The organism is Pseudoalteromonas sp. S1650 (genome assembly GCF_005887195.1).
Classification (GTDB): domain Bacteria; phylum Pseudomonadota; class Gammaproteobacteria; order Enterobacterales; family Alteromonadaceae; genus Pseudoalteromonas; species Pseudoalteromonas simplex.
Genome location: NZ_PNDF01000096.1, coordinates 15,723 through 35,874, shown reverse-complemented (window position 1 = coordinate 35,874; position 20,152 = coordinate 15,723). Strand labels below are relative to the sequence as shown.

At 40.8% G+C, this 20,152-nt stretch carries 16 protein-coding genes; 7 read left to right on the top strand and 9 right to left on the bottom strand.

Annotated elements, in window-relative coordinates:
* Nucleotides 1-207 precede the first annotated feature (207 nt).
* From CWB80_RS20790 to dnaA, 7 genes are all read right to left on the bottom strand, one after another.
* On the bottom strand, nt 208-657 hold the full coding sequence (locus CWB80_RS20790; protein ID WP_054554787.1) for an early set domain-containing protein: 450 nt from the start codon (nt 655-657) through the stop codon (nt 208-210).
* Between the two features lie 61 nt (nt 658-718).
* Nucleotides 719-2,788 carry a glycine--tRNA ligase subunit beta gene (glyS, locus tag CWB80_RS20785; RefSeq protein WP_055022064.1) on the bottom strand — a complete coding sequence of 690 codons (2,070 nt, stop codon included), beginning with the start codon at nt 2,786-2,788 and terminating at the stop codon, nt 719-721.
* An 8-nt stretch (nt 2,789-2,796) separates the two neighbouring features.
* Nucleotides 2,797-3,696, bottom strand: a complete 900-nt coding sequence (gene glyQ / locus CWB80_RS20780) for a glycine--tRNA ligase subunit alpha (RefSeq protein ID WP_054554789.1) — start codon at nt 3,694-3,696, stop codon at nt 2,797-2,799.
* 141 nt (nt 3,697-3,837) lie between these two features.
* Nucleotides 3,838-6,264 carry a DNA topoisomerase (ATP-hydrolyzing) subunit B gene (gene gyrB, locus CWB80_RS20775; RefSeq protein ID WP_054554790.1) on the bottom strand — a complete coding sequence of 809 codons (2,427 nt, stop codon included), beginning with the start codon at nt 6,262-6,264 and terminating at the stop codon, nt 3,838-3,840.
* 12 nt (nt 6,265-6,276) lie between these two features.
* Complete coding sequence (gene recF, locus CWB80_RS20770; protein ID WP_138602147.1) at nt 6,277-7,371, bottom strand: DNA replication/repair protein RecF; 1,095 nt, start codon at nt 7,369-7,371, stop codon at nt 6,277-6,279.
* A gap of 6 nt (nt 7,372-7,377) precedes the next feature.
* The gene (dnaN, locus tag CWB80_RS20765) at nt 7,378-8,481 is read right to left on the bottom strand and encodes a DNA polymerase III subunit beta (protein ID WP_054563760.1); all 1,104 of its coding nucleotides are present in this window, start codon (nt 8,479-8,481) and stop codon (nt 7,378-7,380) included.
* A gap of 13 nt (nt 8,482-8,494) precedes the next feature.
* Nucleotides 8,495-9,892, bottom strand: a complete 1,398-nt coding sequence (gene dnaA, locus CWB80_RS20760) for a chromosomal replication initiator protein DnaA (protein WP_138602144.1) — start codon at nt 9,890-9,892, stop codon at nt 8,495-8,497.
* Between the two features lie 506 nt (nt 9,893-10,398).
* On the opposite strand from dnaA, the gene rpmH reads away from it, so the two are divergent.
* The 4 genes from rpmH to yidC all read left to right on the top strand — a co-directional run bounded on the left by rpmH (nt 10,399) and on the right by yidC (nt 13,004).
* The gene (rpmH, locus tag CWB80_RS20755; RefSeq protein ID WP_008488847.1) at nt 10,399-10,533 is read left to right on the top strand and encodes a 50S ribosomal protein L34; all 135 of its coding nucleotides are present in this window, start codon (nt 10,399-10,401) and stop codon (nt 10,531-10,533) included.
* 7 nt (nt 10,534-10,540) lie between these two features.
* Complete coding sequence (gene rnpA / locus CWB80_RS20750; protein ID WP_058583673.1) at nt 10,541-10,963, top strand: ribonuclease P protein component; 423 nt, start codon at nt 10,541-10,543, stop codon at nt 10,961-10,963.
* Between the two features lie 128 nt (nt 10,964-11,091).
* A complete protein-coding gene (yidD, locus tag CWB80_RS20745) occupies nt 11,092-11,364 on the top strand; it encodes a membrane protein insertion efficiency factor YidD (RefSeq protein WP_054563758.1) in 273 nt (90 codons plus the stop codon).
* A gap of 8 nt (nt 11,365-11,372) precedes the next feature.
* Nucleotides 11,373-13,004: a membrane protein insertase YidC gene (gene yidC, locus CWB80_RS20740; protein WP_130166141.1), complete on the top strand. Its 1,632-nt coding sequence runs from the start codon at nt 11,373-11,375 to the stop codon at nt 13,002-13,004.
* 56 nt (nt 13,005-13,060) lie between these two features.
* On the opposite strand, the gene CWB80_RS20735 is transcribed toward yidC, so the two are convergent.
* Both CWB80_RS20735 and CWB80_RS20730 read right to left on the bottom strand, forming a co-directional pair.
* Nucleotides 13,061-14,266 carry a PepSY-associated TM helix domain-containing protein gene (locus tag CWB80_RS20735; RefSeq protein WP_054554796.1) on the bottom strand — a complete coding sequence of 402 codons (1,206 nt, stop codon included), beginning with the start codon at nt 14,264-14,266 and terminating at the stop codon, nt 13,061-13,063.
* Between the two features lie 9 nt (nt 14,267-14,275).
* Nucleotides 14,276-16,423 (bottom strand): TonB-dependent siderophore receptor, encoded by a 2,148-nt coding sequence (locus tag CWB80_RS20730; protein ID WP_054554797.1) that lies wholly within the window; start codon nt 16,421-16,423, stop codon nt 14,276-14,278.
* A 209-nt stretch (nt 16,424-16,632) separates the two neighbouring features.
* Between CWB80_RS20730 and mnmE the strand changes: the two genes are divergently transcribed.
* The 3 genes from mnmE (at nt 16,633) to mioC (ending at nt 19,920) form a co-directional block, all read left to right on the top strand.
* Complete coding sequence (gene mnmE / locus CWB80_RS20725; RefSeq protein ID WP_054554798.1) at nt 16,633-17,997, top strand: tRNA uridine-5-carboxymethylaminomethyl(34) synthesis GTPase MnmE; 1,365 nt, start codon at nt 16,633-16,635, stop codon at nt 17,995-17,997.
* Between the two features lie 146 nt (nt 17,998-18,143).
* Nucleotides 18,144-18,884 (top strand): isocitrate lyase/PEP mutase family protein, encoded by a 741-nt coding sequence (locus tag CWB80_RS20720; protein ID WP_138602142.1) that lies wholly within the window; start codon nt 18,144-18,146, stop codon nt 18,882-18,884.
* Nucleotides 18,885-19,470: 586 nt separating this feature from the next.
* Nucleotides 19,471-19,920: an FMN-binding protein MioC gene (gene mioC / locus CWB80_RS20715; RefSeq protein ID WP_054554800.1), complete on the top strand. Its 450-nt coding sequence runs from the start codon at nt 19,471-19,473 to the stop codon at nt 19,918-19,920.
* The last annotated feature ends 232 nt before the right edge of the window (nt 19,921-20,152 follow it).

Genomic DNA, 20,152 nt, shown 5'->3' with positions numbered 1-20,152 from the left:
CAATCAAAGCTCCCTCAATCCACGCCTTTTGCAGCGGGTTTGAGTACATAGGTTGGGTTGAGAGCAACGAAACCCAACGTGATTGCTGGCAAATCCAACACACCCGATAGCTAATCAGTTGCAGAGCTAGATACCCTAGCTAACCTTCAAGGTGAGTGTATGCGTTGGGTTTCGCTTCGCTCTACCCAACCTACCCAGCACAGAGCTTTACTTTCGAGTTACTGTCACTTTTGGTTGATTACTATTGCGGTAATCAAAGCTCACTACATACACGCCTTTTGCAGCGGGTTTAAAGCTGAAATAATTGTAGATGGTATTACAATCTGCATTGGCGGCTTGGCCTAGAACCAATGATTGCCCTGCTGGGTCCATATCACTGTAACCACAATTATAGCCTTCGCTAAAATCAGCATCCGCCACTTTGAATTCATAAACCTTACCTGGTGTTGAAAACTTAACGTCGGTTTGGAATATGCCCGGTGCAACTTGCTCTAATTGATACTGTGGCTCCGCATCCCACAAGGTGAAATCACCACGTAAGTACATAGTACGGTCAAGCTCTTTACTTGGCAGAATATCGTCAATGCTTGGCATTTGCATTTGGCTAGAACAGGCTGTTAATAAGCCTGCTAATGCTAAAGTAATTACACGTTTCATTACTGTTCCTTATGCTACAAAAAAGCCAGCACTGAGCTGGCTTTTATTAATTGGCTACTGCTTACTTCTGAAGTACAGAAATATCAGCAATATCTAAAAACAGACGGCTTAGTTGGCTTAACAATGCTAAACGGTTTTGTTTAACCGCTTCGTCATCTGCCATTACCATAACGTTATCGAAGAAGTTATCAACACTCTCACGGATACCCGCAAGTTGTGACAATGCTTCTTGGTAATCGCCATTTGCATATAAAGGTGCAAGCTCAGTTGCAAACTTAGCAACGTGTGATGCTAATACTTTCTCTGCATCATCGCTTAATAGGCTCTCATTCACATCACCTTGTGTTGTGATGTCATTTTTAGCCAAGATATTGCTTACACGTTTATTTGCTGCTGCAAGCGCTTCTGCTGCGTCTAATGTACGGAAGTGACTTACCGCTTTAACACGGCGGTCGAAATCAACTGGTTTAGTTGGACGACGAGCTAGCACAGCTTGAATGACATCAACTTCGATACCTTCATCTTGATACCATGCGCGGAAACGACCTAACATAAACTCAAACACATCTGTTGATACATTTAGGTTTGTTAGCTTTTCACCGAATAACGTTTGTGACTTAGCAACAAGGTCTAAGATATCTAGCGGTAATGATTTTTCAACCATGATGCGTAATGCACCAATTGCTGCACGGCGAAGTGCAAATGGGTCTTTGTCGCCTTTTGGCGCTTGACCAATACCAAAAATACCCACCAGCGTATCAAACTTATCAGCAATTGCGACCGCACAGCTGATCACATTTGTTGGTAAGTTATCGCCCGCGAAGCGAGGCATATATTGTTCATTTTGCGCTAGTGCAACTTCTTCAGCTTCACCGTCGTGACGAGCGTAATGCATACCCATTACACCTTGTACGTCGGTAAACTCCATAACCATTTCGGTCATTAAGTCTGTTTTACTTAATAAACCTGCTCGCTTAGCCAGCTCGGCATCGGCACCTAATTGCTCAGCAATGTAACCGGCAAGTTCACTAATACGCTCAGATTTATCTTTCAGCGTACCAAGTTGCTTTTGGAATAAAACGGTATCTAGCGATTCTAAACGGCTCTCTAGCGTTTTCTTCTTATCGGTTTCGTAGAAGAACTGTGCATCAGCTAAACGAGGACGAACAACTTTTTCGTTACCGGCAATGACCACGCTTGGATCTTTACTTTCAATATTAGAAACAAATAGGAACTTGTTAAGTAAGTTGCCATCTTGGTCTAATAACGGGAAGTACTTTTGGTCGTCCTTCATGGTATAGATAAGCGCTTCTGAAGGAACATCTAAGAATGCTTCTTCGAATGTTGCTGTCAACGTTACTGGCCATTCAACCAAGGATGTTACTTCTTCAAGTAAGTCTTCATCCATCGCTACTTTTGCATTTACAGCGCTAGCTGCTGCTTCAATTTGTTCGCGAATTTGTGCTTTACGCGCTTCGAAGTCAGCGACAACGTAAGCAGATTTCAGCACATCAAACACATCATCAGCGTGGTTGATTGTTACTTTTTCTGGATGATGGAAACGGTGGCCTTGTAATTGGTTGCCAACTTGCTTACCAAGTATTTCGCCTTCGATCAGCGTGCTACCAAATAAAATAGTCGCTGTGTGCACTGGGCGAATAAATTGTGTTTTATTTGCCCCCCAACGCATTGGTTTAGGGATAGGTAATTTAGCAAGTGCTTTGTTTACTGCATCACTCATAAGCGATGTAGTTGCTTGACCTTCAACCTGTGCTTTATGTAATAACCAAGCGCCTTTATCTGTTTCTAGTGTTTGTGCATCGCTTACATCGATACCACAACCACGCGCCCAACCCATTGCTGCTTTAGTTGGGTTACCATCGGCATCAAAAGCGGCTGCAACTGCAGGGCCACGCTTTTCTACAACCTTGTCACTTTGTTTTGCTTCAAGTGCAGTAACACGTAAACCTAAACGACGTGGTGATGCGTACCAGTTAACGCCTTGGTGATTTAATTCTAAGCTTGCAAGCTCAGTTGCTAAGTTCTCAGCAAACGACTCAGCAAGTTTACGAAGTGCTTTCGGTGGCAACTCTTCTGTGCCAATTTCTACTAATAAATTTTCTGCTGACATGCTAATTCTTAATCCTTACAAAGCGGGAAACCAAGAGCTTCACGGGCATCATAGTAACTTTGCGCACATGCTTTAGATAAGGCACGAACACGTAAGATATAACGTTGACGTTCTGTTACTGAGATAGCGTGACGAGCGTCTAATAAGTTAAACGCATGTGATGCTTTCATTACTTGCTCATAAGCTGGTAATGGTAAGCCTGCTTCAATTAGCTTTTCGCTTTCTTTTTCACAGTGATCGAACTGTGCAAATAAGAACTCAACATCCGCTTGTTCGAAGTTATAAGCTGACTGCTCTACTTCATTTTGATGGAATACATCACCATATGTCACACGACCCATAGGACCGTCTGCCCATACTAGGTCATAGATACTATCTACGCCCTGAATATACATTGCTAAACGCTCAAGACCATAAGTGATCTCACCGGTTACTGGTGAGCACTCTAAGCCACCTACTTGCTGGAAGTAGGTAAATTGAGTTACTTCCATGCCGTTTAACCAGATTTCCCAACCTAGACCCCAAGCACCTAATGTAGGCGACTCCCAGTTGTCTTCTACGAAGCGAACTTCATCAGTTAGCGTATCGATACCAACGGCAGCTAAAGAGCCTAAATAAAGCTCCTGGATGTTTTCTGGTGATGGCTTTAATACTACTTGGAATTGGTAGTAATGCTGTAAACGGTTCGGGTTTTCACCATAGCGACCATCAGTTGGGCGGCGGCATGGTTGAACATAAGCGCTCGACATTGGCTCTGGGCCAATTGACTTTAAGAAAGTTAACGGATGAAATGTCCCTGCTCCCACTTCCATATCGAGTGGTTGAGCAATCACACAGCCTTGCTGTGCCCAATAGTCCTGTAAAGCCAGGATCAAACCTTGAAAGGTTTTAACGTCATATTTTTGCATATTTGGCTTATAGTATCTGGTGCGTTTAGTCTGAAAATTGCTCTCAGTATACCTTGTGTGCAGTAAGGTTTTAAGCAGTTTGTGCTTTTTCAGCAATAAAAAAAGGAGCCTGTAGGCTCCTTTTTAATTCTTAATTTAGCGTTATACGTCTAGGTTAACTACACGTAGCGCATTCGTTTCGATGAAGTCACGACGCGGCTCAACTTGGTCACCCATTAGAGTCGCGAACAATTGGTCTGCCGCTACGGCATCTTCAATTGTTACTTTCAACATACGACGAGCATCTGGGTCCATAGTGGTTTCCCAAAGCTGATCAGGGTTCATCTCACCGAGTCCTTTATAGCGTTGGATATAAAGGCCGCGTTTCGATTCATTGATTAACCACTCTAATGCATCCACAAAGTTATCAACAGCAAGAGTTTTCTCACCGCGTTGAACATATGCCCCTTCTTCAAGTAAGTTAGCAATGTTTACGCCTGTCGCTGCAATGCGTTTGTAGTCACGCGATGTGATGAAGTCATGGTTTAGTACATGTGCTTTATCCACACCATGTTGACGAATATTCACAACAGGATAATACATGTTGCGCTCAGTATCGTGCTCAGTGCCCGCATGGAAGATAGTTGCATCTTCATCACGTGCAATTAAGTCGTCAACTAGCGTGTTAGTCCACTCTTTAACTTTTGCTTCATCTGCTAAATCAGCTTCAGTAATTTCGCTTTGATAAATTAAACGTTCCATAACCGAGTTTGGATATTTACGTTTTAAGCGCTCAATCACTTTAACTGTATTTTGATAGTCGTGAACTATTCTTTCTAGTTCTTCACCTTCAAGTGCAGATGCACCTTCGCTTGTATAAAGTGCTGCATTGTTTAATGCTAATGATGTTAAGTAATCAACAAGCGCTGGGTCATCTTTAATGTAGCGTTCTTGCTTACCTTTTTTCACTTTATAAAGTGGTGGTTGCGCAATATAGATAAAGCCTTTTTCTACAATCTCTGGCATTTGACGGTAGAAGAAAGTCAGTAGTAAGGTACGAATGTGAGAACCATCCACGTCCGCATCGGTCATGATAATGATACGATGATAACGTAGCTTTTCTGGGTCATATTCATCACGACCAATACCACAGCCTAATGCAGTGATTAGAGTTGCTACTTCTTGAGAAGAAAGCATCTTATCAAAGCGCGCTTTTTCAACGTTAAGAATCTTACCTTTAAGTGGCAAAATTGCTTGGTTTTTACGGTTACGACCCTGCTTAGCTGAACCACCTGCAGAGTCACCCTCCACTATGTATAGTTCAGAAAGTGCTGGATCTTTTTCTTGGCAGTCTGCCAATTTACCTGGTAAACCAGCTAAATCCATTGCACCTTTACGGCGTGTCATTTCACGTGCTTTGCGTGCTGCTTCACGAGCTCGTGCTGCATCAATAATTTTGCCAACAACTGTTTTAGCATCAACAGGGTTTTCTAATAAGAACTCTGTTAGTTTTTCTGCCATTGCTTGTTCTACAGCAGACTTAACTTCACTTGATACTAGTTTGTCTTTCGTTTGTGATGAGAACTTAGGATCAGGTACTTTAACACTTACAACCGCAGTTAAGCCTTCACGAGCATCATCACCCGTCGCATTGCTTGTTGTTTTCGCTTTTTTGTTAAAGCCTTCTTTTTCCATGTAGTTATTTAGCGTACGCGTTAATGCAGCTCTAAAGCCAGCTAAGTGCGTACCACCATCACGTTGTGGAATGTTGTTTGTGAAGCAGTAAATGCTTTCTTGGAAACCATCGTTCCACTGCATTGAAACTTCTACACTAATACCGTCTTCTTCACGCTCATGGGTAAAGTGGAAAACACTTTTATGTACAGGTGTTTTGTTACGGTTTAGATATTCTACGAATGCTTGGATACCACCGTCATATTTGAAGTGGTCATTCTTAGATTCTTCGCGCTCATCAGTAAGAATAATACTTACACCAGAGTTTAAGAACGAAAGCTCACGCAAACGTTTTGCTAAGATATCGTAGTGGAAGTTAAGGTCACTGAATGTTTCACCACTTGGCCAGAAACGTAATTCAGTACCTGTGTCTGTTGCGTCACCAATTATAGCTAATGGCGCATCTGGTACACCCATAGTATATGTTTGTTGGTGAATTTTGCCTTCACGACGAATAGTCAGTTGTAGCTTTTCAGATAGTGCATTTACTACTGAAACACCTACACCGTGTAAGCCACCTGATACTTTATATGAGTTATCATCAAACTTACCACCAGCGTGAAGTACCGTCATGATAACTTCAGCCGCAGAAACACCTTCTTCTTCGTGAATAGAGGTAGGAATACCACGACCGTTATCTCTTACAGAGACTGAACCGTCTAAGTGAATCGTTACAAAAATATCATCACAATGACCAGCTAAGGCTTCATCGATAGAGTTATCAACAACCTCAAACACCATATGGTGAAGGCCTGTACCGTCATCGGTGTCCCCTATATACATTCCTGGACGCTTTCTTACTGCGTCTAATCCTTTAAGTACTTTAATACTCGACGAATCGTAATTCTCAGACATGGTTAATCCCACTTATCTTGTTATTAGGTTGCCATGTTTCACGTGGAACATTTTTAGTTCTCGTTGCATGGGTTCCACCACAGCAGAAATACTTTCAGATAAAATTGATGAGATAAAAAGTTGCGAATCGCAATGAGTCAAAAGCTGACCCACTTTCTCTTTTGTATCTTCACCCAGTTCTGAAGGTAAGTCATCTATTAGCAATATAGATTGCTTATCTGTTTCTGACTCAATTAAGCTATTTTGCGTTACTTTTAACGCATAAAGCAAGAGCTTCAATTGACCGCGAGAAAAGGTATTTTCTACACTGTTACCAGAAACACTAAAACTAAAATCAGCTTTATGCGGACCTTTACTTGTGAAACCTTGTTTGGCATCACGTTCAAAGCTTTGCTCAAGCGCCTCTGAGAGCGTTTCACTCTCTTTCCAGCCCGCATGAAAGTTAATTTCTAAATCGCTTACAAGCGTTAATTCTGCACACATTTTATCAAAAAACTGCTGCTTAAACCTACTTATATACGCGATTCTTAGATTATTTATTTGTTCAGCTAGTCTAACAAATTCTTTATCCCAAAACTTGATCTGTTCAAAATAATCTCTAGGTTTACTTTTTAATAAAGCATTACGTTGTTTTAGTACTTTATTAAAAGACTGCCACAAGTAAAAAAAGTCATGTTCCACGTGGAACAATCCTAAATCGAGAAATTTTCTACGCTCTTTTGGGCCACCAAAAAACAACGAATAGCTTTCTGGAGTAATAACTTGCACCGGCACTAGTTGAGCTAATTCAGAGATTTTACGGCTCGTTTTTCCCTGAATCTTTAAAGACGTTTCACCCGCTTGGTTTTTGCTTATACCAATCGGAATAGACAAATCATGCAGCGCTTTGCGCCCATGAATCACAAACTTGTCTTGTTGATGCTGAATGATATTTTTATGTTTGGCGGTACGAAATGATTTACCGTGAGAAAGGAAATATATCGCCTCAAGGAGGCTGGTTTTTCCGCTGCCATTTTCGCCATAGATAATGTTTATGCCATTAACCGGCTCAATTGTCAGCGCCTCAATATTCCGAAAATTATTGAGGCTTAAATGACTTAAACTCATATAAGCTTATAGGCGCATCGGCATTACAACGTACATAGCTTCTTCGTCACCTGCACCTTCAATTAGCGCACTGCTATTAGAGTCTGCAAGCGTAAAGGTTACATCTTCTGTTTTTAATGTATTAAGTACATCAAGCACATAAGAAACGTTAAAGCCAATTTCAAGTTCGCCGCCCTGGTACATTACCTCAACAACCTCTTCAGCTTGTTCTTGCTCAGGGTTGTTAGCAGTAATTTTTAATAAACCTTCAGATAGGTTTAATCGTACACCACGGAATTTTTCATTCGATAAAATAGACACACGTTGGAAAGCACTACGAAGCCATTCACGGTTAGCAGTAATCACTTTATCACCACCACGTGGCAATACACGACGATAGTCAGGGAAACGACCATCCACCAGCTTGCTGGTAAACGTAAACTCAGTATCAATAATACGAATATGGTTAGCACCAAATTGAATGGTAACTAGCTCATCATCAGCCACCATTAGGCGCATAATTTCTTGTACACCTTTACGTGGAATAATTAACTGACGTTGTGTATTTAAAGACTGTGGTAATTGCTTTTGTGCAATTGCCAAACGGTGGCCATCTGTAGCCACTGTTTTGATATCTGCGTTATCAACTTCAAATGACATACCGTTTAAATAATAACGTACATCTTGATTCGCCATAGAAAAGTGCGTGCTTTCTAAAAGTTTACGCAATTCTAAACGCGTTAGTTGAAATTCAACTTCACCATCCCACTGCTCAAGATTCGGAAAATCTTCAGCGGCCAGCGTAGTTAAAGAAAAACGGCTTTTACCACTTGTTAGTAGTAACTGATGATCTTGGCTACTTAACGTAAGGTCTGAGCCATCAGGTAAACTTTTACAAATATCGAGTAACTTTTTAGCTGGTAAAGTAAGTTGCGTATCTGTGGTATCTTCACCGACAAACACACTCGCCACTAACTCAATTTCAAGATCAGTACCCGTCATCGAAAGTTGTCCGTTTTCAACAACTAACAGTACGTTCGATAAAATCGGTAAAGTGTGCTTACGCTCAATCGCACCAGACACTTGAACTAAAGGTTTTAAAAATTGCTCTCTTGATATTGTTATTTGCATAATAAAGTCGGCCTTAAGATGACAAGGTTCTTATTAAGTTTTGATAATCTTCTTTCACTTCATGGCTTTCGTCACGGAGTGATTTAACTTTACGACAAGCGTGTAATACAGTTGTGTGATCACGGCCGCCAAAGGCGTCACCAATCTCAGGTAAACTGTGATTTGTAAGTTCTTTTGATAATGCCATGGCCACTTGACGTGGTCTTGCTACTGAACGGCTACGACGTTTAGAGAGTAAATCTGACACACGAATACGGTAATACTCAGCAACAGTGCGTTGAATATTATCTATCGTTACCAGTTTATCTTGCAGCGCAAGTAAGTCACGTAGCGCTTCTTTTACAAAGTCGATTGAAATCGGACGACCAGTAAAGTTTGCATTAGCAATAACGCGGTTTAACGCCCCTTCTAATTCACGCACATTTGAGCGTAATTTTTTCGCGATAAAAAAGGCAACTTCGTGAGGTAAATTAATTTTACTTTGCTGCGCTTTTTTCATCAAAATAGCAACGCGCGTTTCAAGCTCTGGCGGCTCAATAGCAATGGTTAAGCCCCAACCAAAACGTGATTTAAGGCGATCTTCAACCCCTTCAATCTCTTTTGGATAGCGGTCCGAAGTTAAGATAATCTGTTGATTTCCTTCAAGTAAAGCGTTGAAGGTATGAAAGAACTCTTCTTGTGAGCGTTCTTTATTAGCGAAAAATTGAATGTCATCGATCATCAATGCATCAACACTTCGGTAATAACGTTTAAATTCTTCGATGGCATTATTTTGAAGCGCTTTAACCATGTCTTGCACAAATCGCTCTGAGTGCATATAAACAATTTTCGCGTCTGGCTTATTAGCCATAATACCGTTACCAACAGCGTGTAATAAGTGAGTTTTACCTAAGCCAGTACCACCGTATATAAATACAGGGTTAAATGCTGAACCTGGGTTATCTGCAACTTGAGTCGCTGCAGCTTTTGCTAATTGGTTTGATTTACCTTCAACAAAGCTATCAAAGGTGTAATTTTCTTTAATGTTTGATTTATAGCCTGATTTTGGTGCAGGTTCGACCGCTGCTTTTTCAGGTTTTGGCTGTTGTTTTTCGGCAGTCTGTTGGGTAACAGGCGCGCTAGCTTCTGCTGCAGCCGGTGCTGATGCCACTTGGGCATTTAAAATAGGTTTACTACCAACATCAAAACGTAATTCAGGTGCTTCATCACCACAAATTTCAACGAGTAGTTCATTAATACGGTTTAAATACTTTTCTCTCACCCAATCCAAAACAAAACGGTTAGGTGCATATATAGTCAACGTATCTTCGGTACTTTCTGCTTGAAGTGGTCTTACCCACATACTGAATTGCTGTGAAGGCAATTCATCTTGCAATACATATAAACAACTTTGCCAAACCGACAGATACACAGTTAAACTCCCAGAGATTTAATTTTTATTCCCGTTCATCTTTAATGATGGAAAATCAAACATTTATTGCTAATCTTTGACCAACTTTCTTGGCCCAGACCGACTATTATGAAGGTACTTTATCCACAAGTACAAGATTGATTTTTATGAAAAATATGATCTCAGCAACATAAAAGAATAAAACACTGATTTTTAAGAAAATTATTTTTTAAGCTCGAACAGTGATCATAACAAATTTGCAGCCAGATCGCGATCAAATTCTACGATCGAATTGGCTTTTCCCAAGCTTTTATTCACTTTTTATACAGAGGCTGTGGAAAACTTCTTATTTATGATGATCCTATATGATCAGGTAAAAGGATCCTATATAATTACGGCCTCTGCAGCGTTTTAATGATTGACTTTTGTTGTCTTCATCTATAATATCTCGCGCTCGCAATGGCACCTGTGCCAGGATCGCGACCTGCATAGGATGTTTTAACCTTAACCGATCGGATGGAATTGTTATGAAAAGAACTTTTCAACCTAGCGTTTTAAAACGCAAACGTACACACGGTTTCCGTGCTCGTATGGCAACAGCAAATGGCCGTAAAGTATTAGCTCGTCGTCGTGCTAAAGGCCGTAAAGTTCTTTCTGCTTAATATATAAGTGGAAGACTTTAGCTTCAGCAGGGAGTTACGTCTGTTAACTCCCTCGCATTACTCTCGAATCTTTAATGAACCAGCACGCGCTGCGACTCCTTTCTTTACCCTATTAGCTAAACGCAATGACCAAACTAATCCTCGATTAGGTCTCACGGTCGCAAAAAAACGCGTTAAAAAAGCCTGTCAACGTAATCGAATTAAACGACTTGCTCGCGAAAGTTTCCGTTTAAATCAACATAAACTAGATAACATTGATATTGTGCTTATGGTTAAAAGTGGTATTGATGAACAGTCAAACGAAGAGCTGACAAAGCAACTAAATAAATTGTGGCGAAAAATTAACGAACGCTGCAAGCCTGGTGCACCTAAACCACCACCATTTAAAAAACGCCCGAATAAATCAGCTAAATCTAATAAACAAGCCTGATAGCAATAGAATTACAGGCTTAATTAAGGTATCTTTAGCTCACCTTTTAATCATGCATTTAAAATTCTACGATGGGAATTTAAATTCATGGTATCCATTGACTAAATTAACGCAGGGGCAGACACATCATGAGGTTACTTAAACCACTTGTTGCTATTCCAAAGCGCTGTTTAGTCATGCTAATACGCGGCTATCAAAAATGGATAAGCCCACTATTAGGCCCGCATTGTCGTTTTAATCCAACCTGCTCTAGTTACGCTATTCAAGCAATTAATTTGCATGGAAGTGTAAAAGGCAGTTGGTTAGCTGTTAAACGCATATTAAAATGCCACCCTTTACATGCTGGTGGGGATGATCCCGTACCGGCAAAAAATCATATTAACCACCAACACGAGAAATAAGAGCTGTTATGGAATCGCAACGCACGTTTTTATTAATCGGCTTGATGCTTGTGTCGTTTTTATTATTTCAAGAATGGAATAACGACTACAACGCACCAAAGGCTGATCCAAGTGCCACAACACAAACACTAGGCGCAACAACACCAGAATCTGATGACTTTATTCCAGCATCATCTGACGGTGAAGTTCCAGCTGTAACGACAGCAAAGCGCTCAGTTATCGATGTAACAACTGATGTATTCACTGTTAAAATTGACACCCGTGGTGGTGACATTATTGAAACAGACTTACTTCAGTACGAAGAAGAAAAAGGCAGTAACACACCTTACATGCTATTAGGTGAGTTCGATGGTAAGCAATACTTCTCGCAAAGTGGCTTAATTGGTTTAAATGGTCCTGACGCAACTGTTGCTGGTCGCCCTGTTTATAAAACCACACAAAAAGCATTCACTTTAACGGGTGATGAGCTACGTGTACCACTTGAGTTTACTGACAGTAAAGGTGTGACCTTTACTAAAACTTATATCTTCAGAAAAGGCGACTACGCTGTAGATTTAGAGTACACAGTAAACAACGTAACAGCTGATCCAATTCAAGTTCAGTTATACACGCAAGTAAAACGCACTGTACAAGAAAAAGGTAGCTTAGTAGATCAAAACTATTTAGGTGCAGCATTTGGTACTGAAGAAGAGCCATACGAAAAGTACAGCTTCTCAGACATGGCTGATAAAAACCTTAACATCACGACAGCTGGCGGCTACATTGCATTTATCCAACACTACTTTGTAAGTGCGTGGGTACCAAAGCAAGACCAACAAAATACCCTTTACAGCAAATTAGTTGCTGGTAATGCGGCAATTATTGGTACTAAAGGTGAAGCAGTTAACGTACAAGCTGGTACGCAAGCAACACTTAGCTCAACTTATTACATGGGCCCGAAAGAGTCTGACGTACTAGAAGCAATTCACCCAGACTTAGACCTAACTGTAGACTACGGTTGGTTATGGTTTATTTCACAACCATTATTCGTACTACTTAAGTGGTTACACAGCATCCTAGGTAACTGGGGTCTAGCTATCATTGCAATCACGGTTATCGTTAAAACGGCAATGTACCCACTTACTAAAGCACAATACACGTCAATGGCGAAGATGCGTGCACTTCAGCCTAAAATGGCTGCCCTAAAAGAGAAGTATGGTGATGACCGTCAAAAATTCGGTCAAGCTATGATGGAAATGTACCGCAAAGAAAAAGTGAACCCTATGGGTGGCTGTTTCCCGCTGTTACTACAAATGCCAATCTTCTTAGCGTTATTCTACGTATTCTTAGAATCAACTGAGCTACGTCATGCTGAATTCGTTTTATGGTTAAATGATTTATCAGCAATGGACCCATACTACGTATTACCGGTTTTATTTGGTTTAAGTATGTTCATCACTCAAAAGCTGCAACCTATGACGGTTACTGACCCTATGCAGCAAAAAATGATGACCTTTATGCCAGTAGTATTCTCTATTTTCTTCTTATGGTTCCCATCTGGCCTAGTACTTTACTGGTTAGTATCGAACCTTATCTCAATCGCTCAGATGCTAATCATCTACCGCGGTATGGAGAAAAAAGGTATTAAGGTAAGAGGCTAAACTCTTAACCCAATAAAAAAGGCGCTAACTGCGCCTTTTTTAATGCCTGAAAAAAGCTAACCGAGAATAGGAGAATAAACTTGATTAGGCACACTGCGTTCAGTAAAGCTCAAACTCGTTGTTAGTAACGAAGCAACCACCAAGCCGATTGCAACCACCCCAGATAAACCAAGCCACTTTACAGCCGTTGATTTACGCTTAACCCTAAGCCAACTCATATAGATGCCAGCAGCGCTTACAAAGCTCATCAATGCACCAAATAGCCCCCAAATAAGCTTAGTACCAATGCCTGAAAAGTTACCAAAGTGCAGCGGATCAGCGGTGTCTTTAATGCGTGGAAGCAGGTTTAGTTCTTCCCCTTTTTGTATGCCAAGAACTTCACCGGAGCTTGGTTTTAAATAAACCCGGTTAGCACGCAGGCGCAATAAAATATCATCGTTATAACCACGCACTTCAATAGGCTGATACGCTTTATTAGGATAACGAATATAGCGAATATCAAGACTAGGGAATGCCTGTTGAGCGGCTTCATAAGCAGCAGCTAAACTAATTGGCGATAGACCTTTGCGAGGGCTTTGTTCCTTAAACTCACTCACAGCTGGTGGACTAGAGACATAGTGAGGTACCTTCGCGGTTTGCAGCCCATGTTCTACCAGATACCAAACTCCTGTGATGGCCATCACAGCAATAAACCATAAACTCCAAAGCCCAAACAGCTTATGCCAATCAGACCAACTACTACGTTTATAAAGGCTTAGCGCAGCAGGCTTTTTCATAAAGCCTTGCCACCAGCGCCGATACACATAAAAACTCGAAACCAATAAAATAACGAGTAAAATACTCAAACTGGTGACGATTAATTTACCCGTCCAGCCCATCGATAAGTTCATATGCCAGTTACGTAAAAACCGCGATATCCGCGCCCACTCTCCTTCACCGAGTAAGCGACCCGTTGCAGCATCTAAATAAACAAAGCGAAATGAATCATCGACTTTAAGAGCCGCTTCAATGGCAAGGTAATCTTGCTTATGACGTTGGATATAAAGTAATTGAGCTTGCGGATAATGCTGATTAAGGGTGTTTTCGATAGCTAGGTAGTTAGTAGAGGCAGAAGAAGTTAATGCACGGTACTTAGCGTCTGTTAAGTACTCGAGTTCATGACTTAACGTAGCGAGTGTTCCCGATACGCAGGTAACAAAAAGCAGGACTCCAACAAAGAGTCCTGCCCAAGAATGTAAGTTAAACCAACTTTTAGCGTTCACACGCCACCATTAAAAGCTGTATTTAGCACTTAAATAAACACGACGTGGTTCACCAGGAAAGTGCCCTGTTCGTTCGATAAAGCCACTGCTTGCGTATTCTTTATCAAATAGGTTCTTAACTGATAGCTGCCATTGCCAGTTATCAACGGTTGTTTGCCACGCCATGTTGTAAACAGTGTAAGGTTTAACACGTTGACCGCCTAAACTAAGCTGTTCATCAACATAATCTAAGCCTGCAGAAATAGATGACGATAAGCTAGGTAGCTCATAGCGTGTCCATATACCTAGAGTATTTTGCGGCGCGTTAGCAAATTTATCGCTATCAGGAATTTGATTGGTAATACTGTCGTTGGCTTTAGTAATACGGGTATCATTATAAGCGTAGCTTGCAGTCACTACCCAGCTATCAGTGATGTCACCAACCACTTCAAGTTCAAAGCCCTTACTTTGTACTTCACCAACGGCAACTAAGTCATCAACGCCGTCACCTGCAACATCACCTAATAAGCTAGGCTGCAGGATATTTTCGCGGACAATATCGTACACAGCCATATTAACAGCAAGCGTGTCTGCTAATAGTTTGGTTCTTAAGCCTAACTCGTTAATACGGCTAGTCTCTGGCGAGAACGGACCGCCCTTTGCTGTTTCTTGATTACTCGCACTTTGCGGCACAAAGCCAGTGCCATGTAGCGCATAAGGGAAGAACATATTGTTAATATTATAGCTGGTACCAATACGGTAGGTTAAGTCGCTATCAGAAAACTCGGTTTGATTTAACAGATCTTTATCTTCAAAGCGGTCATACCTTAAACCAGCTGTCACACTCCAATTAGCGGTGATATCTAGTTGATCTTGCAAGTAGGCACCAAAGCGGGTGCTATTCGTTTTGCCAAGCCGTGGGGTAATACTATCAAGATCATAATCATCAGCAGAGGTTAAACCATACTCAGGGTTGTTAAGATCAAGTCCTGGTACTGGGCCACCTTTACTTTGTTGCGTAGCTGTACGGTAAACGCTTTCAAAATCATGTTTATACCAGTCACTACCAAACAGCACTTGATGCTGCATATTAGCAAATGCAAACTCCGCAATCGCATTAGCTGTTAAGCTAAAGCCTTCGTTCTCACGTACTTGATCACGAAACTCACGATGACTCCAATCAACAATACCGTCGTCATCTGTATCAACGAGGCCTCTTGGTTCATGGTAGTTTTGCACTTCTTTGTTATCAAAATAACGTGCTGTGACATCTGTGCGCCAAACATCATTAAACTCATGTTTTAAAGTTGCCTGATAGACATGGGCTTCAACATTTTGAAAGTCTGTCGCCTCGTTATGATTCCAGCTAATATCAGTTAGAAAATTGCCATTATCATCAGCAGGTACACCACGTAAACGTGCCCCACCCAACTCTTGCTCTATATAAGTATACTGAGTGGTCAATTCGGTTGCACTGTTTATAAGCCACGTATAACCAAGATCAACAATGGTATTATCGCTGCTAGTATTAGCACGGAATGGCTTTTCAGTATCACGGTAAAGACCAACACGGTAAGCATGATTATCAAGTGATTCACTCAATGTTCCAGTGCTTTCTAATGCACCACTGAAGAAGTCATCATTACCTACTTCAACTTCAATACTGTGTTCACTGGTGAATTTAGGCTTCTTAGTTACATAGTTAATAATACCACCCGGATTACCACTACCGTATATAGCGCCAGCAGGCCCTTTTAACACCGCAACTTGTTCAATATTAAATAATTGCGGTACCGCAAAGCCATTGAAAGGGTCGCCCTTTACACCATCATATAAAATCTCATCTTGGCGGAAACCACGGAATGTCACGCCTGAATAACTAAAGGCATTAACACCAGCTATATTGCTATAAAGGTCGGTAATTTGGCGAGCAGCCTGATCACTAATCAGCTCCTGCGGCAAAATTTGAATTGACTGAGGAATTTTCTCTAAAGGTGTATTAGTACGAGTAGCAAAGCTTGACTCGGTTGGGCGATATAAAGAAAACGCACGGCCAACAACTTCTATTTTTTCGAGTTCTTTTGAATCACTTTGATCCGAAGTAGTCACTTCAGTTTGAGCATGGGCAACGCCCGAAAAACCAGCAGCAAGTGCAATAAAAACAGCAGAAAGACGCATAATAAAAAACGATAAGATTTAGAATGCGCAACATGTTAATGAATATAGTTATCATTTTCAATGAGTGTTTATTATTAATTAAAGCTAAATAAAGTATTACTTACATCAGACTTTTGCTACCTCATTACTCAAACAGCTATTCGCATGAAATTAAGCCATAGGTTACAATAGAGCCAGCATTCATTCTTTTATTGGCATTATTTCATCGCATGATTAATCAAGACACAATTGCAGCACAAGCGACCGCACCAGGACGTGGTGGGGTTGGTATTATTCGCGTCTCTGGTAGCTTAGCTAAAACAGTGGCAGAACAGATTATTGGCCGTTGTCCTAAAACGCGTTACGCAGACTATGTACCATTTAAAAGCTTGAGCGGTGAACAGCTTGACCAAGGTATTGCTATTTACTTCCAAGGGCCAAATTCATTTACCGGCGAAGACGTACTAGAACTACAAGGTCACGGCGGCCCTGTTGTATTAGATATGCTATTAAAAGAAATTAGCCAAATTGAAGGTGTACGTTTAGCAAAACCAGGTGAGTTCTCTGAGCGCGCATTTATGAATGATAAGCTTGATTTAACTCAAGCAGAGGCAATTGCCGATTTAATTAATGCAACCAGTGAACAGGCAGCAAAAAGCGCCCTCCAATCACTGCAAGGTGAATTCTCTAAACATATTGAAACGCTGGTGGAGAAAGTCATTCACCTACGTATGTATGTTGAAGCTGCGATTGATTTTCCTGATGAAGAAATCGACTTTTTATCAGACGGTAAAGTATCCGCAGATCTCAATGCCATTATTGATCACTTAGAGAATGTAACTCAGCAAGCTAAACAAGGTAGCATCATGCGTGAAGGTATGCGTGTTGTTATTGCGGGTCGCCCTAACGCTGGTAAATCAAGCCTACTCAATGCGTTAGCTGGCCGTGATGCAGCCATCGTGACCGAAATAGCGGGTACAACACGTGACGTATTACGCGAACATATTCACATTGATGGTATGCCACTACATATTATTGATACCGCTGGCCTGCGTGAAAGCCCAGATAAAGTAGAGCAAATTGGTATTGAACGCGCATGGGATGAAATTAACCAAGCCGATCGCGTACTATTTATGTTAGACGGCACAGACACATCAGCCACTGATCCTCATGATATTTGGCCAGAGTTCATGGCCAAGTTACCAGAGGGGATGGGTGTTACTGTGATCCGAAATAAAGCCGATATTTCCGGTGAAAATGTCGGTATGGATGAACATGATCAATATCCGGTGATCCGTTTAAGCGCTAAAAATGCAGAGGGTATAGAGTTAGTTCGTACTCACTTAAAGGCATGTATAGGTTTCCAAGGTGCCACAGAAGGTGGATTTATGGCACGCCGTCGTCACTTAGATGCACTTGATCATGCTGCCTATCATTTAAACACAGGCAAAGAGCAATTAGAGATGCATATTGCTGGTGAGATCTTGGCTGAAGAGTTACGCCTAACTCAACAGTTCTTAAATGAGATAACGGGTGAATTTACCTCTGATGACTTGCTAGGGAAAATCTTTAGTTCGTTCTGTATCGGTAAATAAATTCCGGTCATCAATATTATAAAAAAGAGTCGCAAGACTCTTTTTTTGTTTTTAGTCCAGTAATCAATTATCGGTTCAGGCCCTAAACCAGCCAGTAATAAACCTCATATCAATTAGTCTAGCGATGTCATTAAACGGAGGACATCATGGACAAATATCAACTCTTTCACCAATTACACCACCAGCATGGGGGCTTTGTACTCGCTAATGCATGGGATCTTAGTTCAGCACAATTCATCCAAGCTGCGGGAGCTAAAGCCGTAGCAACAACCAGCTGGGGAATTGCGGCAAGTTTAGGGTTAGCTGATGGTGAAAACATCTCTTTTCAAACTCAGTTAGCGCTGGTTAAAAGCTTAACCGAACACCTTCATATTCCACTCTCTGTGGATATAGAGTCAGGCTACAGTAACGATCCGCTGCAAATTAGCGAAAACATTTTAGCGTTAGCAAGGTTAGGAGTTGTAGGCATCAACATAGAGGACTCAGATAAAGACACTAACGCACTGAGATCTACCGAACAGCAATGCACTATTATTCGTGAGATAAAAAAAGCACTTAACGAAAATGGCTTCGGTGGTTTATTTATAAACGCCAGAACCGATACCTACTTTGTTAATGACTCCCCTTTTCAAGCAACATTAAAGCGAGCGAAAGCGTATCAAGATACAGGTGCAGACGGTCTGTTTGTGCCCGGCTTAACTAACATAGAGCACATAACCAGCTTAGCTAACACAATAGATATGCCATTAAATGTGATGGCAATGAGCAATTTTAACTCAGCAAAAGCCGCTTTCGCTGGTGGTGCAAAACGGTTTTCATTGGGTAATTCGCTCTATGATCTAGTCGGTAATACGATAAAAACCAGTTTAACTCAGATCGAAAACTAACTTAGCGAGCTAAAAAATCAGATCAAAACAGCTTTTAAGATCGAATTTAGCTAAAAATGTTATCCACATTTGGGGCTTTTTTAGATCTAAAGGCTGATTTGATCATAAAAAAACGCGAAAATTTGAATTTATTTTCATACAACAGCCCTTTTTGATAACTAATTTTCTTAAAAACAGCCTTTATTAGCGCTTATTTAAGTTTTTTTCGATCTATTTTATTGATCGCAAATTGCAAACCGATCGTTATCAACAAGCGATCTATCCACAAAACGATCATACTCACTATTTTTATCAGATCTGAAAATTTAAGCGCTTACACACAATTAAAGATCAACAACTTAGCAAAGTTATACAGTTTCCAATATTTAGCTTGATCAGAACTTTCCCCAAATTTATTAACAGCTTGATCAAAGGGTTTGATTTATGAATAAAAATAAAAAACCATTAAAAACAGTAGATTATAAAAAGCATTGAATTAAAGCTGTCATTTTAAGCAGAAAAACTTATTCAGATCGTAATTCAAAGCTTTACTCACACCCTAACTTAGTTATCATGTGGCCACTTATTTCTATACATGATCAATCACATGCAATCAGTAAATATCATCGTTGGCAGCCAAATGGGATCTGCAGAATACGTGGCAGAGCAACTAGCAGAAGCCCTTGAACAACAAGGGATCCAAGTGCAGCTTCATGAACAGCCTGTATTTGATGATATTGATCAGCAAGATACTATTTGGTTGTTATGTACTTCTACATACGGCGCGGGAGACTACCCAGAGAACCTACTGCCATTTGTTGAGTCTATTAACCAACAGGCTGATCTTAAAGGATTAAACTACAGTGTGATCGGATTAGGTGACACTAGTTACGACACCTATAACTATGCAGGCCGTAATCTAGATGAGTTATTAGCTAATAAAGGCGCAAACCGCGTGGCAGAACGCTTAGAGCTAAATATTCTTGATGAAGCATTGCCAGAAGACACGGCATTAGCCTGGTTACCAAGCTGGATCGAATCAGCAGGGCTCAATTAAGCCGATCGGTATTGATCGTTGTTATAAAAGTTACCCACAATTTACTGATAATTTAGATCAGATTGTGGATAAACACTGATCTAACTGCGATTTTAACCTAGTTTATCCCTTGGATAAGATCCAATCGATATTGCCCTGTGTATAAATAGCCCTTTTGATCAAAGCTTTTACGCGGGAAGATCCGATCATATTAACACCTTTAGATCTGCGTTAAGATCATGTTTTAAATAGT